At 71.1% G+C, this 18,415-nt stretch carries 16 protein-coding genes; 7 read left to right on the top strand and 9 right to left on the bottom strand.

What is annotated here, in order from left to right; all coding sequences use genetic code 11:
- The first annotated feature begins 5 nt into the window (after positions 1-5).
- Positions 6-746: an SDR family NAD(P)-dependent oxidoreductase gene (locus tag C3489_RS18590; protein WP_103782983.1), complete on the top strand. Its 741-nt coding sequence runs from the start codon at positions 6-8 to the stop codon at positions 744-746.
- Positions 747-827: 81 nt separating this feature from the next.
- Here the strand turns inward: C3489_RS18590 and C3489_RS18585 are convergent, their stop codons facing one another.
- On the bottom strand, positions 828-1,949 hold the full coding sequence (locus tag C3489_RS18585; protein ID WP_103782982.1) for a mechanosensitive ion channel family protein: 1,122 nt from the start codon (positions 1,947-1,949) through the stop codon (positions 828-830).
- Positions 1,950-2,026: 77 nt separating this feature from the next.
- Between C3489_RS18585 and C3489_RS18580 the strand changes: the two genes are divergently transcribed.
- On the top strand, positions 2,027-2,596 hold the full coding sequence (locus tag C3489_RS18580; protein WP_103782981.1) for a dienelactone hydrolase family protein: 570 nt from the start codon (positions 2,027-2,029) through the stop codon (positions 2,594-2,596).
- A 7-nt stretch (positions 2,597-2,603) separates the two neighbouring features.
- Here the strand turns inward: C3489_RS18580 and C3489_RS18575 are convergent, their stop codons facing one another.
- From C3489_RS18575 to C3489_RS18555, 5 genes are all read right to left on the bottom strand, one after another.
- Positions 2,604-3,587, bottom strand: a complete 984-nt coding sequence (locus C3489_RS18575) for a zinc metalloprotease (protein WP_103782980.1) — start codon at positions 3,585-3,587, stop codon at positions 2,604-2,606.
- Positions 3,588-3,845: 258 nt separating this feature from the next.
- Entirely contained in the window at positions 3,846-5,519 is a 1,674-nt protein-coding gene (locus C3489_RS18570) for an alkaline phosphatase (RefSeq protein ID WP_103782979.1), read from the bottom strand.
- Positions 5,520-5,628: 109 nt separating this feature from the next.
- Complete coding sequence (locus tag C3489_RS18565) at positions 5,629-6,441, bottom strand: thioredoxin domain-containing protein (RefSeq protein ID WP_103782978.1); 813 nt, start codon at positions 6,439-6,441, stop codon at positions 5,629-5,631.
- Between the two features lie 106 nt (positions 6,442-6,547).
- Positions 6,548-7,240, bottom strand: a complete 693-nt coding sequence (locus C3489_RS18560) for a hypothetical protein (protein ID WP_103782977.1) — start codon at positions 7,238-7,240, stop codon at positions 6,548-6,550.
- Positions 7,241-7,321: 81 nt separating this feature from the next.
- Positions 7,322-8,668, bottom strand: a complete 1,347-nt coding sequence (locus C3489_RS18555) for a DUF2252 domain-containing protein (protein WP_103782976.1) — start codon at positions 8,666-8,668, stop codon at positions 7,322-7,324.
- Between the two features lie 236 nt (positions 8,669-8,904).
- Here C3489_RS18555 and dnaE point away from each other — a divergent pair, with 236 nt between their 5' ends.
- A complete protein-coding gene (gene dnaE, locus C3489_RS18550; protein ID WP_103782975.1) occupies positions 8,905-12,444 on the top strand; it encodes a DNA polymerase III subunit alpha in 3,540 nt (1,179 codons plus the stop codon).
- Positions 12,445-12,528: 84 nt separating this feature from the next.
- Here dnaE and C3489_RS18545 read toward each other — a convergent pair whose 3' ends face one another.
- The gene (locus C3489_RS18545) at positions 12,529-12,690 is read right to left on the bottom strand and encodes a hypothetical protein (protein WP_258054813.1); all 162 of its coding nucleotides are present in this window, start codon (positions 12,688-12,690) and stop codon (positions 12,529-12,531) included.
- A gap of 222 nt (positions 12,691-12,912) precedes the next feature.
- On the opposite strand from C3489_RS18545, the gene C3489_RS18540 reads away from it, so the two are divergent.
- The 4 genes from C3489_RS18540 to C3489_RS18525 all read left to right on the top strand — a co-directional run bounded on the left by C3489_RS18540 (position 12,913) and on the right by C3489_RS18525 (position 16,857).
- Positions 12,913-14,124: an NYN domain-containing protein gene (locus C3489_RS18540; protein WP_103782973.1), complete on the top strand. Its 1,212-nt coding sequence runs from the start codon at positions 12,913-12,915 to the stop codon at positions 14,122-14,124.
- Between the two features lie 159 nt (positions 14,125-14,283).
- On the top strand, positions 14,284-15,258 hold the full coding sequence (locus tag C3489_RS18535; RefSeq protein WP_103782972.1) for an ABC transporter ATP-binding protein: 975 nt from the start codon (positions 14,284-14,286) through the stop codon (positions 15,256-15,258).
- Between the two features lie 65 nt (positions 15,259-15,323).
- On the top strand, positions 15,324-16,148 hold the full coding sequence (locus C3489_RS18530) for an ABC transporter permease (RefSeq protein ID WP_374936752.1): 825 nt from the start codon (positions 15,324-15,326) through the stop codon (positions 16,146-16,148).
- Between the two features lie 34 nt (positions 16,149-16,182).
- Positions 16,183-16,857: an AAA family ATPase gene (locus C3489_RS18525; protein ID WP_103782970.1), complete on the top strand. Its 675-nt coding sequence runs from the start codon at positions 16,183-16,185 to the stop codon at positions 16,855-16,857.
- Between the two features lie 267 nt (positions 16,858-17,124).
- Here the strand turns inward: C3489_RS18525 and ybaK are convergent, their stop codons facing one another.
- On the bottom strand, positions 17,125-17,628 hold the full coding sequence (gene ybaK, locus C3489_RS18520; RefSeq protein ID WP_103783004.1) for a Cys-tRNA(Pro) deacylase: 504 nt from the start codon (positions 17,626-17,628) through the stop codon (positions 17,125-17,127).
- A gap of 28 nt (positions 17,629-17,656) precedes the next feature.
- Positions 17,657-18,397: an LON peptidase substrate-binding domain-containing protein gene (locus C3489_RS18515; RefSeq protein WP_103782969.1), complete on the bottom strand. Its 741-nt coding sequence runs from the start codon at positions 18,395-18,397 to the stop codon at positions 17,657-17,659.
- Between the last annotated feature and the right edge of the window lie 18 nt (positions 18,398-18,415).

Here is an 18,415-nt window from a genome sequence, read left to right as displayed (position 1 = left end):
GGATCATGACTCGCAATGTCGTGATCAGTGGTGGAGGAACGGGGATCGGGCTTGCCGCGGCGCGGGTGTTCGCCGGGGACGGGGACCGGGTGCTGCTGCTCGGGCGCCGGGCCGAGGTGCTGGAGAAGGCCGGGGTGCCGGGGGCGCTGACCTTCACGGCCGACCTCGGGGAGCCGGCCGACGTGCGGCGGGTGGAGCGGTTCGTCGCCGAGGAGTTCGGCACGGTGGATGTGCTGATCCACAGTGCGGGCGGGGCGGGCTATCTGGAGCCGGCGAGTGAGAGCGAGGATCCGCTGGAGCGGGTCGCCTACGACTGGAACCTGAACTTCCGGCAGAACACGCTCACGGCGGTGCTGCTGACGGAGGCGCTCAAGAACCGGCTCGCCGATCCTGGTGGCCGGGTGCTCTTCCTCAGCTCCATCGCCGCGTACCGGGGGTCCGGCAGCGGGGCGTACGCGGCGAGCAAGGCCGGGTTGCATCCGTACGCCCATGATCTCGCCCGGCAGCTGGGGCCGCGGGGGGTGACCGTGAACGTCGTCGCGCCGGGGTATATCGAGGACACCGAGTTCTTCGGGGGGACGATGACGGAGGAGCGGCGGGCGCAGCTGACCGCCGAGACCTCCAACGGGCGTGCCGGGACGCCGGGGGATGTGGCGGCCACGCTGCACTGGCTGGCCTCGGCGGGGGCCGCGCATGTCACTTCGCAGATCATTCAGGTCAATGGGGGTGCGGAGCGGGGGCATTGACGGGGGGTGCCTGCGGCGGCCCCTTGCCGTTGCGTCGTGGCTGGTGTAGCGCCCTGCGGCCGGTCGTCACTGCGGTTGTCGTCAGCCGCGGCCCTGGCCCGTGCGTGGGGGCTCGTAGGCGCGGCGTGTGCCGTCGGGGGAGGTGCGGGTTCGGGGCACGCCGGGTGGGGGGACGGCGTCCGCCGTGTTGACGCGGGGGAGCGCGTAGGGGTGCTCGGCGCACAGCCAGGCGATCATCTGCTCGCGGACGGTGACCCGGGCCGTCCAGATGTCGTCGGCGTCCTTGGCCGTGAGCAGGGCCCGCACCTGGAGGGTGTTCGGGGTGGAGTCGGTGACGGCCAGGCCGTAGTCGCGGCCGTCCCAGGCCGGGCACTCGCGCAGGATGTCCCGCAGCTTCTCGCGCATCTCCTCGATCGGCGCGGAGTGGTCCAGGTGCCAGAAGACGGTGCCGGTCATCTGGGGGGTGCCCCGTGACCAGTTCTCGAACGGCTTGGACGTGAAGTACGACACCGGCATGGTGATCCGGCGCTCGTCCCAGGTCCGTACGGTCAGGAAGGTGAGCGTGATCTCCTCGACCGTGCCCCACTCGCCGTCCACGACGACCGTGTCGCCGATGCGGACCATGTCGCCGAAGGCGATCTGGAAGCCGGCGAACATGTTGCTGAGCGTGGACTGGGCGGCGACACCGGCGACCACGCCGATGATGCCGGCGGAGGCCAGCAGTGAGGCGCCGGCCGCGCGCATCTCGGGGAAGGTGAGCAGCATGGCCGAGACCGCGACCACGCCGACCAGCGCCGAGACCACCCGCATGATGAGCGTCACCTGGGTGCGCACCCGGCGGACCCGTGCGGGGTCGCGGTGCATACGGGCGCTGGCGTAGCGGGTGTAGGACGTCTCGACGATCGCGGCGGCGATCCGGATCACCAGCCAGGCGGCCGATCCGATCAGCACCAGGGTCAGCGTCTGCCCGACGCCGACCCGGTGGTGCGGCAGCACCCGGGCCTCCACATAGGAGCCTCTGAGCAGGGCCGCGCACAGCACGAGCTGGTAGGGGATGCGGCCGCGGCGCAGCAGGCCCCACAGCGGGGTGTGCGGGTTCCTGGCGTCGGCCTTCTGCAGCAGCCGGTCCGTCGCCCAGCCGATGGCAAGGGTGAGCACGACCGAGCCGCCGATCACGATCAGCGGGCGGAGTACGTTCTCCATGCCCACGAACGTAACCGGCCGTGGCGGGTCACGAACATGTGAGTTCTCGGCCGAGGTGGGTACGGCACCATGGGTCCATGAACATCATGCTCTTTCACTCGACCTATGGCCTGCGCCCCGCGGTGCGCGAGGCCGCCGACCGGCTGCGGGAGGCCGGGCACGAGGTGTGGACCCCGGACCTCTTCGAGGGGCGCACCTTCGAGACGGTCGAGGAGGGCATGGAGCACAAGGAGCGGATCGGGAAGGACGAGCTGCTCAAGCGGGCCGTGCTGGCCGCCGCGCCGTACTCGGAGCGGGGTCTGGTGTACGCCGGTTTCTCGCTCGGCGCGTCCATCGCGCAGACGCTCGCGCTGGGCGACGACAAGGCGCGCGGGCTGCTGCTGTTGCACGGCACCTCGGACATCGCGCCGAACGCCCAGGTGGACGAGTTGCCGGTGCAGCTGCACGTGGCGGAGCCGGACCCGTTCGAGACGGACGACTGGCTGAGCGCCTGGTATCTGCAGATGGGCCGCGCGGGTGCGGACGTCGAGGTCTACCGGTACGCCGGGGCCGGCCATCTCTACACCGACCCCGGTCTGCCGGACTACGACGCGGAGGCGGCCGAGGCCACCTGGCGGGTGGCGCTCGGCTTCCTCGGCGATCTGTAGGTCAGGCTCAGCCCGCGGCGCGGTAGGCCGCCCAGCTCTGCTGCATGCGCGTCACCTGGCCGGAGGTGAACTGGTACATGCACGAGTCGTACGTGTAGTCCATGAAGTTGTGGATGGGGTCGGCGCCCGGCTTGCTGGCGCAGGTGTCGCGGCCGGTCGGGCACTGGTAGGCGGCGCTCTTCTCGGCGGGGGTGTCGTCGACGTAGTCGCCGTTGCCGTTACAGCCGCCCTGGAAGGTGTGGTACAGGCCCATCCAGTGGCCGACCTCGTGGGTCGCGGTGTCGCCCTCGTTGTAGTTGGCGGCGGAGCCGCCGGGCAGCGAGGCGTCCAGGATGACCACGCCGTCCATGGACGGGCTGGTCTTGTAGGAGCTGGGGAAGGTGGCCCAGCCGAGCAGCCCGCCGCCGAGGTTGGCGGTGTAGATGTTGAGCGCGTTGGCGCCGCCCTTGCGCAGGGCGGTCTTCATCGCCTTCTCCTCGGCCGAGCCGTCGGTGAGGTTGTACCAGGCGGCGTTGTCCGTGTAGTCGGTGCCGGCCAGGGTGAACTGGAAGCCGGAGTCGTTGTTGCCGGTGCCCTGGCCGGCGTACGCCGCGTTCAGCACGTTCATCTGGGCGTTGATGTCGGTCGAGCTCAGGTTGCCGGCGGCGCCGTCGTGGATGACGTGGAAGTACACCGGGATGGTCGCCGAGGTGGCCGCCAGCGCGCTGCGGCCGCTGGTGCGCAGCTGGTCGAGCTTCTTGTGCAGGTCGGCGTCCATGGCCTTGGCCTTGGCGTCGGTGACCTCGTTGGGCTCGGCGATGTGCTGTCCGGCCGCGGGGCGGGCCTCACGGGCGGCGGCGTTGCCGCTGTCGGCGCAGGCGGCGGCCGGGGCACCGGCGGCGGCGACGGTGGTCGGGGCCGACAGCGGGGAGAGCAGCAGGGTTCCGGCCACGGCGGCGGTGCCGAGCAGGCGTCTGCGCGTGGAGGGGGATATCCGGGCGAGCGCACGCATGGGTGTCTCCTGGTGGAGGCGGTGGGGTTGCGGCGCAGGGGGGTTTCCTGTGCCGTGGCCCGGAGATTACGTGCACATGACCAAGCTCGAAGAGCAGTGATCAGGCCAGATCGGCTCATAGGGATACCCCTGTACGGGGGTGGGTGGTGTGTCCGGATTCGACTGCGGATCACACCACCCACTCGGCACGGGGGTTGGAAAGTCAGCCGTTCAATGAAGTCGTTGGGTTGGCTGAAAATCGACCCTCGCTCACGGCTGTCACACAGGGTCGTAGGTGCGCTCGACCTTCTGCGTGCCGCTGCGGGTGCGGTAGGAGCGGACCCAGGAGGACGTCGCGTCCGGGTCGGTGCGGTCGGAGAGCACGTAGTAGTCCATCTGCGCCCGGTCGCCGGTCAGGTCCAGCACGCCGTAGCCGTGCCGGTCGGTGTCGACCCAGTGGACGTGCCGGTTGGCGGCGCGGATGACCGGCGAGGTGATCGCGGAGATCGTGCCCTCCGGCGCCTTCACGATGTCGTCGAGGTTGTCGGACGTCACGGAGGTGACCACGAACTCCGTGGCGGCCGACGGGGACAGCGGGTACGTCCCCGCGTCCACCGGCACGTCGTTGGCCCAGGCCATGTGGATGTCGCCGGTCAGGAAGACGGTGTTGCGGATGGCGTTGGCGCGCAGATGGGCCAGCAGTTCGCGCCGGTCGTCCGTGTAGCCGTCCCACTGGTCGGTGTTGAGGGCGATCCCCTCCTGCGGCAGCCCGAGCAGCTTGGCCAGGGGCTTGAGCAGGTCCGCCGAGAGCGAGCCGATGGCGAACGGCGAGATCATCACCGAGTTGCCGACCAGCCGCCAGGTGGTGTCCGAGGCCTTCAGACCCGCCTTGAGCCAGTCCAGTTGCGCCCGGCCGGTGAGCGTGCGGTCCGGGTCGTCCACCGAGCCCGAGGCGGTGGACGCCTGCTGGGAGCGGAAGGAGCGCAGGTCCAGCAGGGACAGGTCGGCCAGCTTGCCGAAGCGCAGCCGCCGGTAGGTGGTGCCGGCGAGCGCCGGGCGCACCGGCATCCACTCGAAGTACGCCTGCTTGGCGGCGGCCTGACGCGCCGCCCAGGTGCCCTCGGCGCCCTCGGTGTGGTTGTTCGCGCCGCCCGACCAGGCGTTGTCGGCGAACTCGTGGTCGTCCCAGATCGCCACGACCGGCGCCCGCAGGTGCAGCGCCTGCAGATCGGGATCGGTCTTGTACGTCGCGTGCCGGATCCGGTAGTCGGCGAGGGTGAGGATCTCGTGCGCGGGCGCGTGCGGCCGTACGACCGTGCCGCGGGCCGCGTACTCGCCCGAGCCGTACTCGTAGATGTAGTCGCCGAGGTGCAGCCAGGCGTCCAGGTCGGAGCGGGCCGCGAGATGGCGGTACGCCGCGAAGTGACCGGCCTCCCAGTTGGCGCAGGAGACCACACCGAAACGGAGGTTCGCGACGGCCGCGTCGGCGGCGGGCGCGGTGCGGGTGCGGGCGACGGGGGAGTCGGTGCCGCCGGCGGAGAAGCGGAAGTAGTAGTCCGTGGCCGGTTTCAGGCCGCGCACATCGGCCTTCACCGTGTGGTCCAAGGCGGCGGTCGCGGTGACCGAGCCCTTGGCGACGATGCTCGTCAGCGCCCGGTCCGTGGCGACGACCCACTCGACCTCGGTGTCCGGGCCGGTCCCCGAGCCGGGTATCGCCTCCGGGGTGGGTGTCACCCGGGTCCACAGCAGGATGCCGTCGGGCAGCGGGTCGCCGGAGGCCACGCCGTGCAGGAAGGCGGGCGCGGCGGAGGCGGCACGGGCGGGCAGGGCGGCGGCCAGCGGGCCGGCCAGCACAGCCGTCGCCGCCGCGGCCTTGACGACCGTACGGCGGCGAGGGGCAAGGGAGTTCGCCTCGTGGGCGAGGTCGGAAGCAGCTCTGTATCGACTGGTCACGACCGATCAGGTTACTGATCGGTATGCGCCACAGCGGGCGAACCGGCAAAAGTTCGCCCGCTGTTGGGTTTCCGGTGGGGTGCGCCGGGGACGGCCCCGGCGCACCGGCTCAGCCCTTGAGCGCCTTGTCGATCGCGGTGGTGAACTCGTCCACCGTCATCGGCGCGTTCTTGCCGTCGGCGCCCGTCAGCGTCTTGCCGTCCATCTTCAGGGTCGGAGTGCCCTCGATGCCGTCCTTGTCGAAGACCTTCGACTCCTCCAGCGCCCACCGGTCGTAGGTGCCGTCCTTCACGGCCTTCTGGAAGGCCGCGTTGCCCTTCAGGGCCGGAACGGTGTCGGCGATCTTGATCAGGTAGGCGTCGTCCTTGAACTTGTCGTCCCGCTCGTTGGGGTGGTACTTCACCGAGTACAGCGCGGTCTTGTACTCAAGGAACGCCTCGGGGCTGACGTTGAGCGCGGCACCCAGGGCGCTGAGCGCGTTCTTGGAGCCCTCGCCGCCCAGACCCTTGTCGAGGAAGGTGGCGCCGACGAACTGGATCTTGTACTTGCCCTGGTCCAGGTCCTTCTTGACGTTCCCGCCGACGGCCTGCTCGAACGAGGCGCACACCGGGCAGCGCGGGTCCTCGTACATGACCAGGGTCTTGGCGGCGCTGCTCTTGCCGATGACGACGGTGGTGCCGTCCGTGCCGGTGGTGTTGGCCGGCTTGACGAGCTTGGCGTCCTTGGCGGCCTCCCAGTAGCCCGGCTTGTTGGCCTGGACGACCGCGTAGCCTATGCCGCCGGCCGCGGCGAGGACGGCCACGGCCGACACCGCGACGGTGAGCTGCCGCTTGACCTTCGCCCGCTTGGCCTCACGCTCGCGCTCGGCACGCAGCCGCTCGCGCGCCGCCGTCTTGGCCGCCTGGGTGTTCCGCTTGCTCATGGTGATGATCTCCGGGGATGACGCGCGCGCCGTCGTGCGCGCGGGAAGTGGAAGGGGACTGCCGGTGCTCGGGCGCGCGCCTGACGTGACCGTTCGGCCACGAGGGTCAGGCGAACGCCACCGGGCGGGGCGGTCCGCGTCGTCCCAGGGAGTGCGCGACCAGGGGGCCGCGGACGGCGGCCGTACGGCGGACGGGGCGCGGCAGCCGGCGGACCGGGCCGCCCGGCCGGACGGCCACCGCGGCGACGGCCAGCAGCAGCGGACGGAACGTGGTCGCGGTCACCGCCCGCACCAGCTGGGCCAGGGCCCGCTCGCCCCGGCGCAGCCAGGCGGCGGCCAGCAGGCCGACCCCCACGTGCGCGGCGAGCAGCAGCCAGGCGGTGGCGGGGTCGGCGTGGGCGAGGACCGCCGGGAGCCGGTCGGTGTCCGTGCCGGTCATCCGGGCCAGCGGGGTGCCCACGTTCGCGCGGTTGCCGCACAGCACGTCCCAGCCGACCGAGCGCAAGGGGCCCGCGACCGGGCCGCCCGCCGCGCCGTAGCAGAGGTGCTGCCCCGTGGTGAACAGGGTGTCCGCGGCCAGCTCCAGCGGGATCAGCAGCGCGGCGATCCGGCCGAAGCGCCGCTCACCGCCCGCCAGCGCGTAGGCCAGCGCGAACACGGCCACCGCGACCACGGCCACCGTGCCGGCGGGCAGCGGGACCCGCGACAGCAGCACGTGCGACGCGGAGCTGAGCGTCACGACCAGTGCCGTGAACAACGCCGCGCGCAGCGCTCTGAGGTGGGTCCCGGATATGTCCATAGCAACTCAAGAGTGTGGCACGAGCTCCGGTAAGGGACCCCTAAAGGGTCCCTGTGAGAGCTCACACGCCCAGCGGGCCCCTCACAGCCCCGGAATCCGGCCGTTGCGGAACAGGTCGACGAAGATCTGGTGGTCGGCACGGGCGCGTGCGCCGTAGCTGTGCGCGAAGTCCACCAGCAGCGGGCCGAAGTCCTCCTCGTCGGCGGCGATCGCCGCGTCGATGGCCCGCTCGGTGGAGAACGGCACCAGCGACTCGCCCGAGGTGTCGTCGGCGGCCGCGTGCATCGTGGCGGTGGCCCGGCCGAGGTCCGCGACGACGCTCGCGATCTCCTCCGGGTCGTCGATGTCGCCCCAGTCCAGGTCGACCGCGTACGGCGAGACCTCGGCGACCAGCTGTCCGGCGCCGTCCAGCTCGGTCCAGCCCAGCCACGGGTCGGCGTGCGCCTGCAGGGCGCGCTGCGAGATGACCGTGCGGTGGCCCTCGTGCTGGAAGTAGTCGCGGATCGCCGGGTCGGTGATGTGCCGCGAGACGGCCGGGGTCTGGGCCTGCTTGATGTAGATCACGACGTCGTTCTCCAGGGCGTCGCTGTGCCCCTCCAGCAGGATGTTGTACGACGGCAGACCGGCCGAGCCGATGCCGATCCCGCGCCGGCCCACGACGTCCTTGACCCGGTAGGAGTCCGGGCGGGCCAGGGAGGTCTCCGGCAGCGTCTCCAGATAGCCGTCGAAGGCGGCCAGCACCTTGTAGCGGGTGGCGGCGTCCAGCTCGATGGCGCCGCCGCCGGAGGCGAAGCGGCGCTCGAAGTCGCGGATCTCGGTCATCGACTCCAGCAGCCCGAACCGGGTCAGCGAGCGGGCGTCGCGCAGCGCGTCCAGCAGCGGGCCCTGCGCGGTGTCCAGCGTGAACGGCGGCACCTCGTCGCTCTTGGCGCCCGTGGCCAGGGCGTGGATGCGCTCGCGGTAGGCGCCCGCGTAGATCCGCACCAGCTCCGTGATCTGCTCGTCACTGAGCGCCTTCGCGTACCCGATGAGGGCGATGGAGGCGGAGAAGCGCTTCAGGTCCCAGGTGAAGGGGCCGACGTAGGCCTCGTCGAAGTCGTTGACGTTGAAGATCAGCCGACCGTTGGCGTCCATGTAGGTGCCGAAGTTCTCCGCGTGCAGATCGCCGTGGATCCACACGCGCGAGGTGCGCTCGTCGAGGTAGGGCCCGCTGAGTATCCGCTCACCGGTCCCGGTGCCCTCGGCGTCGAGGTCGTGGTAGAAGAGGCACGCCGTCCCCCGGTAGAACGCGAACGCCGAGGCCGCCATCTTGCGGAACTTCACCCGGAACGCGGCCGGGTCGGCGGCCAGGAGCTCGCCGAAGGCGGTGTCGAAGACGGCGAGGATCTCCTCGCCGCGCTGCTCGCCGTTGAGCTGGGATGCCGACATCGCTGGGTGCCTCCTGGTGCAGGTGGTGCAGTGGGTGTGCGAAGCGTCTCTGCCGCTTCCAACGGATGAAGGTACGCCCGAGTGCCCGCCCGCCCGTCACCCGGCCGCCGCCCCTCATCGGCGCGCTTCGCGCGGCAGTAATCATCTCCAGTGTCAGTCCCGAGGCATAGACTTCGACGCTGAATCCCCAACCGTCCGCCGATCCGTCGCCGAGTGTTTCCACCGGAGGGCACACAGTGTCGAAGCCGCCGTTCACGCACCTGCACGTCCACACCCAGTACTCGCTGCTGGACGGTGCCGCGCGGCTGAAGGACATGTTCAACGCGTGCAACGAGATGGGCATGACGCACATCGCCATGTCCGACCACGGCAACCTGCACGGCGCGTACGACTTCTTCCACTCCGCGAAGAAGGCCGGAATCACCCCGATCATCGGGATCGAGGCGTATGTCGCCCCCGAGTCCCGGCGCAACAAGCGCAAGATCCTCTGGGGCCAGCCGCACCAGAAGCGGGACGACGTCTCCGGTTCGGGTGGCTACACCCACAAGACGATGTGGGCCGTGAACAAGACCGGCCTGCACAACCTCTTCCGGCTCTCCTCCGACGCCTACGCCGAGGGCTGGCTGCAGAAGTGGCCCCGGATGGACAAGGAGACCATCGCCCAGTGGTCCGAGGGCATCGTCGCCTCCACCGGCTGCCCCTCCGGCGAGGTGCAGACCCGGCTGCGCCTCGGCCACTTCGACGAGGCCCTCAAGGCGGCGGCCGACTACCAGGACATCTTCGGCAAGGACCGCTACTTCCTGGAGCTGATGGACCACGGCATCGAGATCGAGCGCCGGGTCCGCGACGGCCTGCTGGAGATCGGCAAGAAGCTCGGCATCCCTCCGCTGGTCACCAACGACTCGCACTACACCTACGCGCACGAGGCCGGCGCCCACGACGCGCTGCTGTGCATCCAGACCGGCAAGAACCTCTCCGACCCGGACCGCTTCAAGTTCGACGGCACCGGCTACTACCTGAAGTCCACGGACGAGATGTACGCCATCGACTCCTCGGACGCCTGGCAGGAGGGCTGCGCCAACACGCTCCTGGTCGCCGAGATGGTCGACACCACCGGCATGTTCGAAAAGCGCGACCTCATGCCGAAGTTCGACATCCCGGAGGGCTACACCGAGGTCACCTGGTTCAAGGAGGAGGTCCGCCGCGGCATGGAGCGCCGCTACCCGGACGGCATCCCCGAGGACCGCCAGAAGCAGGCCGACTACGAGATGGACACCATCATCTCGATGGGCTTCCCCGGCTACTTCCTCGTGGTCGCCGACTTCATCATGTGGGCCAAGAAGCAGGGCATCGCGGTCGGCCCCGGCCGAGGCTCCGCGGCCGGCTCGATCGTCGCCTACGCCATGGGCATCACCGACCTCGACCCGATCCCGCACGGCCTGATCTTCGAGCGGTTCCTCAACCCCGAGCGCATCTCCATGCCCGATGTCGACATCGACTTCGACGAGCGCCGGCGCGTCGAGGTGATCCGGTACGTGACCGAGAAGTACGGCGCCGACAAGGTCGCCATGATCGGCACCTACGGCACCATCAAGGCCAAGAACGCGATCAAGGACTCCGCGCGCGTGCTGGGCTACCCGTACGCGATGGGCGACCGCATCACCAAGGCCATGCCCGCCGACGTCCTCGGCAAGGGCATCCCGCTGTCCGGCATCACCGACCCCAGCCACCCGCGCTACTCGGAGGCCGGCGAGGTCCGCTCGATGTACGAGAACGAGCCGGACGTGAAGAAGGTCATCGACACCGCGCGCGGCGTGGAGGGCCTGGTCCGGCAGATGGGTGTGCACGCGGCCGGCGTGATCATGTCCAGCGAGACCATCACCGAGCACGTCCCGGTCTGGGTGAGGCACACCGACGGCGTGACCATCACGCAGTGGGACTACCCGAGCTGTGAGTCGCTCGGCCTGCTGAAGATGGACTTCCTGGGCCTGCGCAACCTCACGATCATGGACGACGCCGTCAAGATGGTGAAGGCGAACAAGGGGATCGACATCGATCTCCTGAGCCTCCCGCTCGACGACCCGACGACCTTCGAGCTGCTCCAGCGCGGCGACACCCTCGGCGTCTTCCAGTTCGACGGCGGGCCCATGCGCTCGCTGCTGCGGCTGATGAAGCCGGACAACTTCGAAGACATCTCCGCCGTGTCGGCCCTGTACCGCCCGGGCCCGATGGGCATGAACTCCCACACCAACTACGCGCTGCGCAAGAACGGGCAGCAGGAGATCACGCCGATCCACCCGGAGCTGGAGGAGCCGCTCAAGGAGGTCCTGGACGTCACCTACGGCCTGATCGTCTACCAGGAGCAGGTGCAGAAGGCCGCCCAGATCATCGCCGGCTACTCGCTCGGCGAGGCCGACATCCTCCGCCGCGTGATGGGCAAGAAGAAGCCGGAGGAGCTGGAGAAGAACTTCGTCATCTTCCAGGCCGGCGCCCGCAAGAACGGCTACAGCGACGAGGCGATCCAGGCGCTGTGGGACGTGCTGGTGCCCTTCGCCGGCTACGCGTTCAACAAGGCGCACTCCGCCGCGTACGGCCTGGTCTCCTACTGGACCGCCTACCTCAAGGCGAACCACCCGGCCGAGTACATGGCCGCGCTGCTCACCTCGGTCAAGGACGACAAGGACAAGTCGGCCGTCTACCTCAACGAGTGCCGCCGCATGGGCATCAAGGTGCTCCCGCCGAACGTCAACGAGTCCGAGGCGAACTTCGCCGCCCAGGGCGACGACGTGATCCTCTTCGGCCTGTCCGCCGTCCGCAACGTCGGCACCAACGTCGTCGAGTCGATCATCAAGTGCCGCAAGGCCAAGGGGAAGTACACCTCCTTCCCCGACTACCTCGACAAGGTCGACGCGGTCGTCTGCAACAAGCGCACCACCGAATCGCTGATCAAGGCCGGCGCCTTCGACGAGATGGGCCACACCCGCAAGGGGCTCATGGCCCAGTACGAGCCGATGATCGACAACGTGGTCGCGGTCAAGCGCAAGGAGGCCGAGGGCCAGTTCGACCTCTTCGGCGGCATGGGCGAGGAGACGTCCAGCGAACCGGGCTTTGGACTCGACGTGCAGTTCACGGACGAGGAGTGGGACAAGACCTACCTCCTCGCCCAGGAGCGGGAGATGCTCGGTCTGTACGTCTCCGACCACCCGCTGTTCGGCCTGGAGCACATCCTGTCCGACAAGGCCGACGCGGGCATCTCCCAGCTCACCGGCGGTGAGCACGCCGACGGCGCGGTCGTGACCATCGGCGGCATCATCTCCGGCCTGCAGCGCAAGATGACCAAGCAGGGCAACGCCTGGGCCATCGCCACCGTGGAGGACCTCGCGGGCTCCATCGAGTGCATGTTCTTCCCGGCGACCTACCAGCTGGTGTCCACCCAACTCGTCGAGGACGCCGTGGTGTTCGTCAAGGGCCGGCTCGACAAGCGGGAGGACGTGCCGCGGCTGGTCGCCATGGAGCTGATGGTTCCCGACCTGTCCAACGCGGGCACCAACGCGCCCGTGGTCCTCACCATCCCGGCCACCAGGGTCACCCCGCCCATGGTCAGCCGGCTCGGTGAGATCCTCAGCCACCACAAGGGCGACAGCGAGGTCCGGATCAAGCTCCAGGGCCCGACCAAGACGACCGTGCTGCGCCTGGACCGGCACCGGGTCAAGCCGGACCCGGCCCTCTTCGGCGACCTGAAGGTGCTGCTCGGGCCGTCCTGCCTGGCGGGCTGAGCGGCACACACGCGTGAGGGGCGCACCTGGTACCGGGTGCGCCCCTCGTCGTTTCCTGGGTCACAACAGACCCGTCATGCGCATTCAGTTGTGGCCGAAGCTGCGCTTCCGCTTGCGGGTGGCCACGTCGCCGGGGGTCGCTTCCACCTCGGACTGGGACTCCGTGTCCATCGCCGGCTGCCGGGTCGCCTGCTGGCCACGCTCGGTCGGGCGCTGCTTACGATCACGGTTCTTGTTCTTGGCCATGGTGATGCCTCCTGTGGGGGATCTAGGGGCCAGGGCCGCGACCAGATTCACATAGACTGACAACAAGCGCATATCGAACAATTACCGTGCGTGACACGGACTCTGGAGCCGCGCGAACCCGAAACGCCACGCCGAAGATCGAGTTCCGGCCGTTAACCCCCGCGTGGTCGGGCAGACTCGAAGGAAGCCCGAAGCAAACCTCCCAGGAAGAGGGTGAGTCGCGTGGACCGCTGCATCGTCCTGGTGGACGCCGGGTATCTGCTGGGGGCCGCCGCCAGTCTCCTCGCCGGGGAGCCCTCCCGGTCCCGGATCACCGTCGACCACGCCGCCCTCATCCAGGGCCTGCGCGAACGCGCCGAGGCCGACACCCAGCAGCCGCTGCTGCGCATCTACTGGTTCGACGGCGCCCCCGACCGCGTCCCCCAGCCCGAACACCGCCGACTGCGCGTGATGCCCCGGGTCACCGTCCGGCTGGGCGCCCTCACCCGCAGTGACGGCCGCTGGGCGCAGAAGGGCGTGGACGCCGCCATGCACGCCGAGCTGACCGAGCTGGCCCGCAACCGCGCCTGCTCCGACATCGTCCTCGTCACCGGCGACGGCGACCTGCTGCCGGGCATGATGGCCGCCAAGGAGCACGGCGTCGCCGTCCACCTCTGGGCCGTCCAGGCAGCCGACGGCGACTACAACCAGTCCGAGGACCTGGTCGCCGAGGCCGACGAACGGCGCGTGCTGGACCGCACCTGGATCACCCGGGCCGTCCGCGCCAAGGAGCTCACCGGCATCTGCGCCCCGCCGCCCGTGCCCCGGCCCGAGATCGCCGCGATCCTCTCCGCCCCGCTGCCCGAGTCCGCGCTCGGCACCGCCGAGCGCCCCGCGCCCGAGCCCCGGCACGCCCCGGCGGCCGCCACGCAGAACGGCGCGGCGGAGCGCGGCCCCGCCGCCAAAGGCGTCCCCACCCCCAAGGACCTCGCCGAGCTGCGCGCCGGGGCGCACGCCCCCCAGCCGCCCACGAGCGCGACCCTGCGCTGGTCCTCCGACAAAGGCTGGGTCGACCGCCCCGCGGTCCCCTCCGAGCCCGCGGAGGTCGCCTCGATGCCGACCCTCGCCCAGCTCACCACCGCCGAGCAGCGCTGGGCCGACCGCGAGGAGGACATCACCACGGTCGGCGGCGACCCCTACGAGGTCGGCCAGGTCTTCGCCCGCCGCTGGATGTCCCGCCTCGGCGACCAGACCCACCTGCAGCGGCTGTCGGCCATGTACCCCCGCATCCCGCACCGCATCGACGGCGAGCTGCTGCGCTACGCCGCCCGCTTCGGCCTGCTCGCCCACAAGGACGACCAGATCGACGAACGCGACCGCTACGCCATCCGGGCGGGCTTCTGGCGCGAGATCGACGTCCCGGCAGCCGCGGAACACGCCACGGCGGGGGAGTGACCCCGCAGGGAATCGCGACGGCGCCGCAGGCAGCGGCCCCATGCCTGCGGGAGTGACCCCCGTAGGCCGACCCAACGGCGAGCAAAGGGCCCCGACCCCGTAGTCTCGTCCCTTGTGAGTACGCGCGCGGCACCCTCGGAACGACCCCTCGGCGAGGTCGTGTGCGCGGTGCGCGGACTGACCAAGACCTATCCGGCCGTGCGGCCCCGCCGCGGCACTCCCGGCACGCCCGAGCTGCGTGCCACCGACGACGTGAGCCTGGACATCCGGCGAGGCGAGATCTTCGGCCTGCTCGGCCCCAACGGCGCCGGCAAGTCCACCCTCGTACGCCAGCTCACCGGCCTGATGCGGCCCGACGCCGGCAGTGTGGAGATCCTCGGCCACGACATCGTGCGCCACCCCGAGCGCGCCGCGCGCATCCTCGCCTACCTCGGCCAGGAGTCCACCGCACTGGACGAGCTGACCGTGTCGCTGGCCGCCGAGACCACCGGCCGGCTGCGCGGACTGGACGTCCGTCAGGCACGCGCCGAGCGGGACGCGGTGCTGGACGAACTGGGCCTGGCGCCGATCGCCGCCCGCCCGCTGAAGAAGCTGTCCGGCGGCCAGCGCCGCCTCGCCTGCTTCGCCGCCGCGCTCGTCGGGGAACGTCAGCTGCTGGTCCTCGACGAGCCCACCACCGGCATGGACCCCGTGGCCCGCCGCGCGGTGTGGTCCGCCGTCGACCGCCGCCGAGCCGAACGCGGGACGACCGTCCTGCTGGTCACCCACAACGTCATCGAGGCCGAGACCGTCCTGGACCGGGTCGCCGTGCTCGACCGGGGCCGGATCATCGCCTGCGACACACCCGCCGGCCTCAAGGAACAGGTCGCCGACGAGGTGCGGGTCGAGCTGGTGTGGCGCGAGCGCGCCCCCCTCGACGTGCCCGAGGTGGCCGCGCTGCGCGACCGGGCCGCCGAGTCCGGGCGCCGCTGGACGCTCCGGCTCGCGCCCGAGGAGGCCCGCGCGGTCGTCGCCACCGTCACCGGCGGGGCCGCCTTCGCCGCCCTGGACGACTTCACGCTCGCCACGCCCAGCCTGGAGGACGTCTACTTGGCGCTCGGCGGGGCCGCACGGCAGGGGCTGGTGAAGGCGTGAGCGCACCGGCCTCGGCCCCGCGTATGGGTCCACGCGACCGCCGTACGGAGAAGGAGCAGCTCCACGTGAGTGTCGTACCCGCCGAGAGCCTGTCGGGCAGCGCCCGGGAGGTGGAACGGCCCGCCGCCCCGGCCCCGGCCGCGCTCGGGCCGCGCGCCCGGCTGTGGCCGTCGTTGGGCGCCGTGTACCGGGCACAGCTGTCCCGGGCCCGGGTCGCGCGGATCCCGCTGCTGTTCGTGGCGACCTTCCAGTCCGTCGGCATCCTGATCATGATGCGCGGGGTGGTGGACGGCGGCAGCGAGGCCGAGTCCGTCGTCGCCGGTTCCGCCGTCCTCGTCGTCGCGTTCGTCGCGCTGAACCTGCTCGCCCAGTACTTCGGGCAGCTGCGCGCCAGCGGGGGGCTCGACCACTACGCCACGCTTCCGGTGCCGCCGGCGGCGGTGGTGCTGGGCGCGGCGGCGGCGTACGCCTCCTTCACGGTGCCCGGGACGGTGGTCACCGCGGTCTTCGGCTGCGTGCTGTTCGGACTGCCGCTGACCCACCTGTGGGTGCTCGTCGCGGTGATCCCGCTCGCCGGTGCCGCGCTGTCCGGGCTCGGCGCGGCCTGCGGGCTGCTCGCCCCGCGCCCGGAACTGGCGACGCTCCTCGGCCAGTTGGGCATGTCCGCGGCGCTGCTGCTGGGCGTGCTGCCGGCCGACCGGATGCCCGAGGTCGTACGGCTGGCCCGTGACCTGCTGCCGTCCACCTACGGCGTCGAGGCCCTCGCACGCACCTTCTCGGCGCATCCCGACTGGGCGTTCGTGCTCGGCGACCTCGCCGTGTGCGCCGGGGTCGGCGTGGCGTCGCTGGCCGCCGCGACGTGGGCGTACCGTCGGGCCGCCGTCCGGTGACGCGGCGCGCGGGCGTACCTGGCACGATGTGGGGGTGACCGCACCGCTGACACCGCCCTCCGGGCCGCACAACCGCTCCTCGCACCCCGCCGGCCGGCCGTTCCCGCCTGCGGCGGACGGATACGGGTACGTGACTCCTGCGCCGCAGGACGCCGTGTACGGACAGGACGGGCCCGGGATGAAGACGGAACTGCGTGAGGCTGCGGTGGTCACCGTGGCGTCGACGGTCGCCGGTGTGCTGTTCGGGGTGCTGTGGTGGTGGCTCGCGCCGCATGTGCCGCTCGTGGGGAGCGTGGTGGACGACAGCTGGGTCGTCTACCTCAAGGACAGCGAGGGCGAGCAGGCGATCGGCGTGGACGGCACGTTCACCCTGCTGGCGCTGGGCTTCGGCGTGCTCAGCGGTGCCGCGGTGTTTCTGTGGCGGCGGCGTGGGGGTGTGCCGCTGGTGGCCGGACTGGGCCTCGGGGGCCTGCTCGGCTCGCTGGTGGCGTGGCGGCTCGGGGTCTGGCTGGGCCCGGCGGGAGACGTGATCGCGCACGCCAAGGCCGTGGGGCAGGGTGTCACGTTCTCGGCGCCGCTGAAGCTCGGAGCGAAGGGCGCGCTGCTGGCGTGGTCCCTGTCGGCCCTGGTGATACACCTCGGCCTGACAGCCCTCTTCGGCCCCCGAGACCCAGACCCCCTGGGCGGCTACGGAGTACCTCCGGCGTAGCCCGGCGTCCACTGACACCCGGCACTGCGGCGGGCCGGGGGTGGGAAGCGCAACCCGGCGCGACGGGGCGCCCGGCGTTGTTGCTGGCCGGGGGTGGGATGCGCAGCCCGGCGCGACGGGGCGCCGCTGCGCCCACCCGTGCCGCCCCAGCGGCACGACTGCCCGCAGCTACGTGGGGGTACCCCCGCCCCGGCGGGCCGCCGCAGGCATTTCGGGGCGCGGGGAACTGCGCGACCAGCCACCCACCCACCCGCAGACGAACTGAACCTACGCCCGCCCCACCGGCGCCAGCACCGCCCCCGTCAGCTTGGCCAGGTCCCCCGGGGCCAGTTCGACCTCCAGCCCCCTGCGCCCCGCCGAGACACAGATCGTCTCGAACGCGGAGGCCGACACGTCCAGCACAGTCCGCAGCCGCTTCCGCTGCCCCAGCGGCGAGATCCCACCCCGCACATACCCCGTCGTGCGCTCCGCGAGCGCCGGATCGGCCATCGTCGCCCGCTTGCCCCCCACCGCAGAGGCCAGCGCCTTGAGGTCCAGCTGCCCGGCCACCGGCACGACCGCCACCGTCAGAACGCCGTCGACGTCCGCGACCAGGGTCTTGAACACCCGCTCCGGGGAGACCCCCATCGCCTCGGCCGCCTCCTCGCCGTACGAGGGATGGTTCGGGTCGTGCTCGTAGGCGTGGACCGTGAAGTCCACCCCCGCGGCCGCCAGGGCCACCGTCGCCGGCGTCCCACCGGACTGCTGCTGCTTCTTCGACTTCTTCGCCATCTTCGCCATTTCCGGCAGTCACCAGAGATCAGTTGAGACTCGTCGGCCCGCGCGTCAGATCCGCCGCGGGCAGCGACGGCAGCGTACGAATGATCGCCGTCTCCGCGCGAAGCAGTTTCAGCTCGTCCCGCAGCCGCGACGCCGTGTCCGGCGCCTGCAGTAGCCGCTGCTTGGCCGGCGTGTCGAGCATCATCGCCGCCGCGACCAGGTACGACACCACCGACGGCTCGTCCGGCAGGTCCGCGCCGGTCGACAGCGACCGCTCCCGCGCCCCCGCCAGCCGCTTCTGGTACTGCCGGAAGGCCCGCAGCACGCCCTCGGCCAGCGCGCCGGCCTCGTCACCCGGTTCCTCGGTCAGTTCCTCGAACTCCGCGCTCAGATAGGGCCCCGAGGCGTCCACGGACAGCAGCCGCACCCGGGTCGTGCCGGTCGCCAGCACCTCGAACGTGCCGTCGGCCCGTTCCCGGATGGTCGCGGCGTCCGCGATGCAGCCCACCTTGTGGAAGGCCTTCATCGGATCCGCTCCGAAGCCGGCCGCCGGACCGCGTTCGGGCAGCGCCGTCTGGTCCGGCATGCCGGGCGCGCTGGGCGCGACCTCATGGCCGTCGCGGATCGCCACGACGGCGAACCGGCGCGGTTCGTCCTCGGGGGTCTTCAGCAGCTCGCGCATCATGGCGCGATATCGCTCCTCGAAGACGTTCAACGGGAGGACGAGCCCGGGATACAGCACCGAGTTCAGGGGGAAGAGCGGGAGCCGGACGGTGGTCACGGCGCCAAAGCCTAATGG

This window comes from Streptomyces sp. Ru71 (assembly GCF_002920535.1).
In the GTDB taxonomy this organism is placed as follows: Bacteria; Actinomycetota; Actinomycetes; order Streptomycetales; family Streptomycetaceae; genus Streptomyces.
Note: the sequence above shows the minus strand (reverse complement) of the source record. Positions and strands in the feature narration are given on the sequence as shown.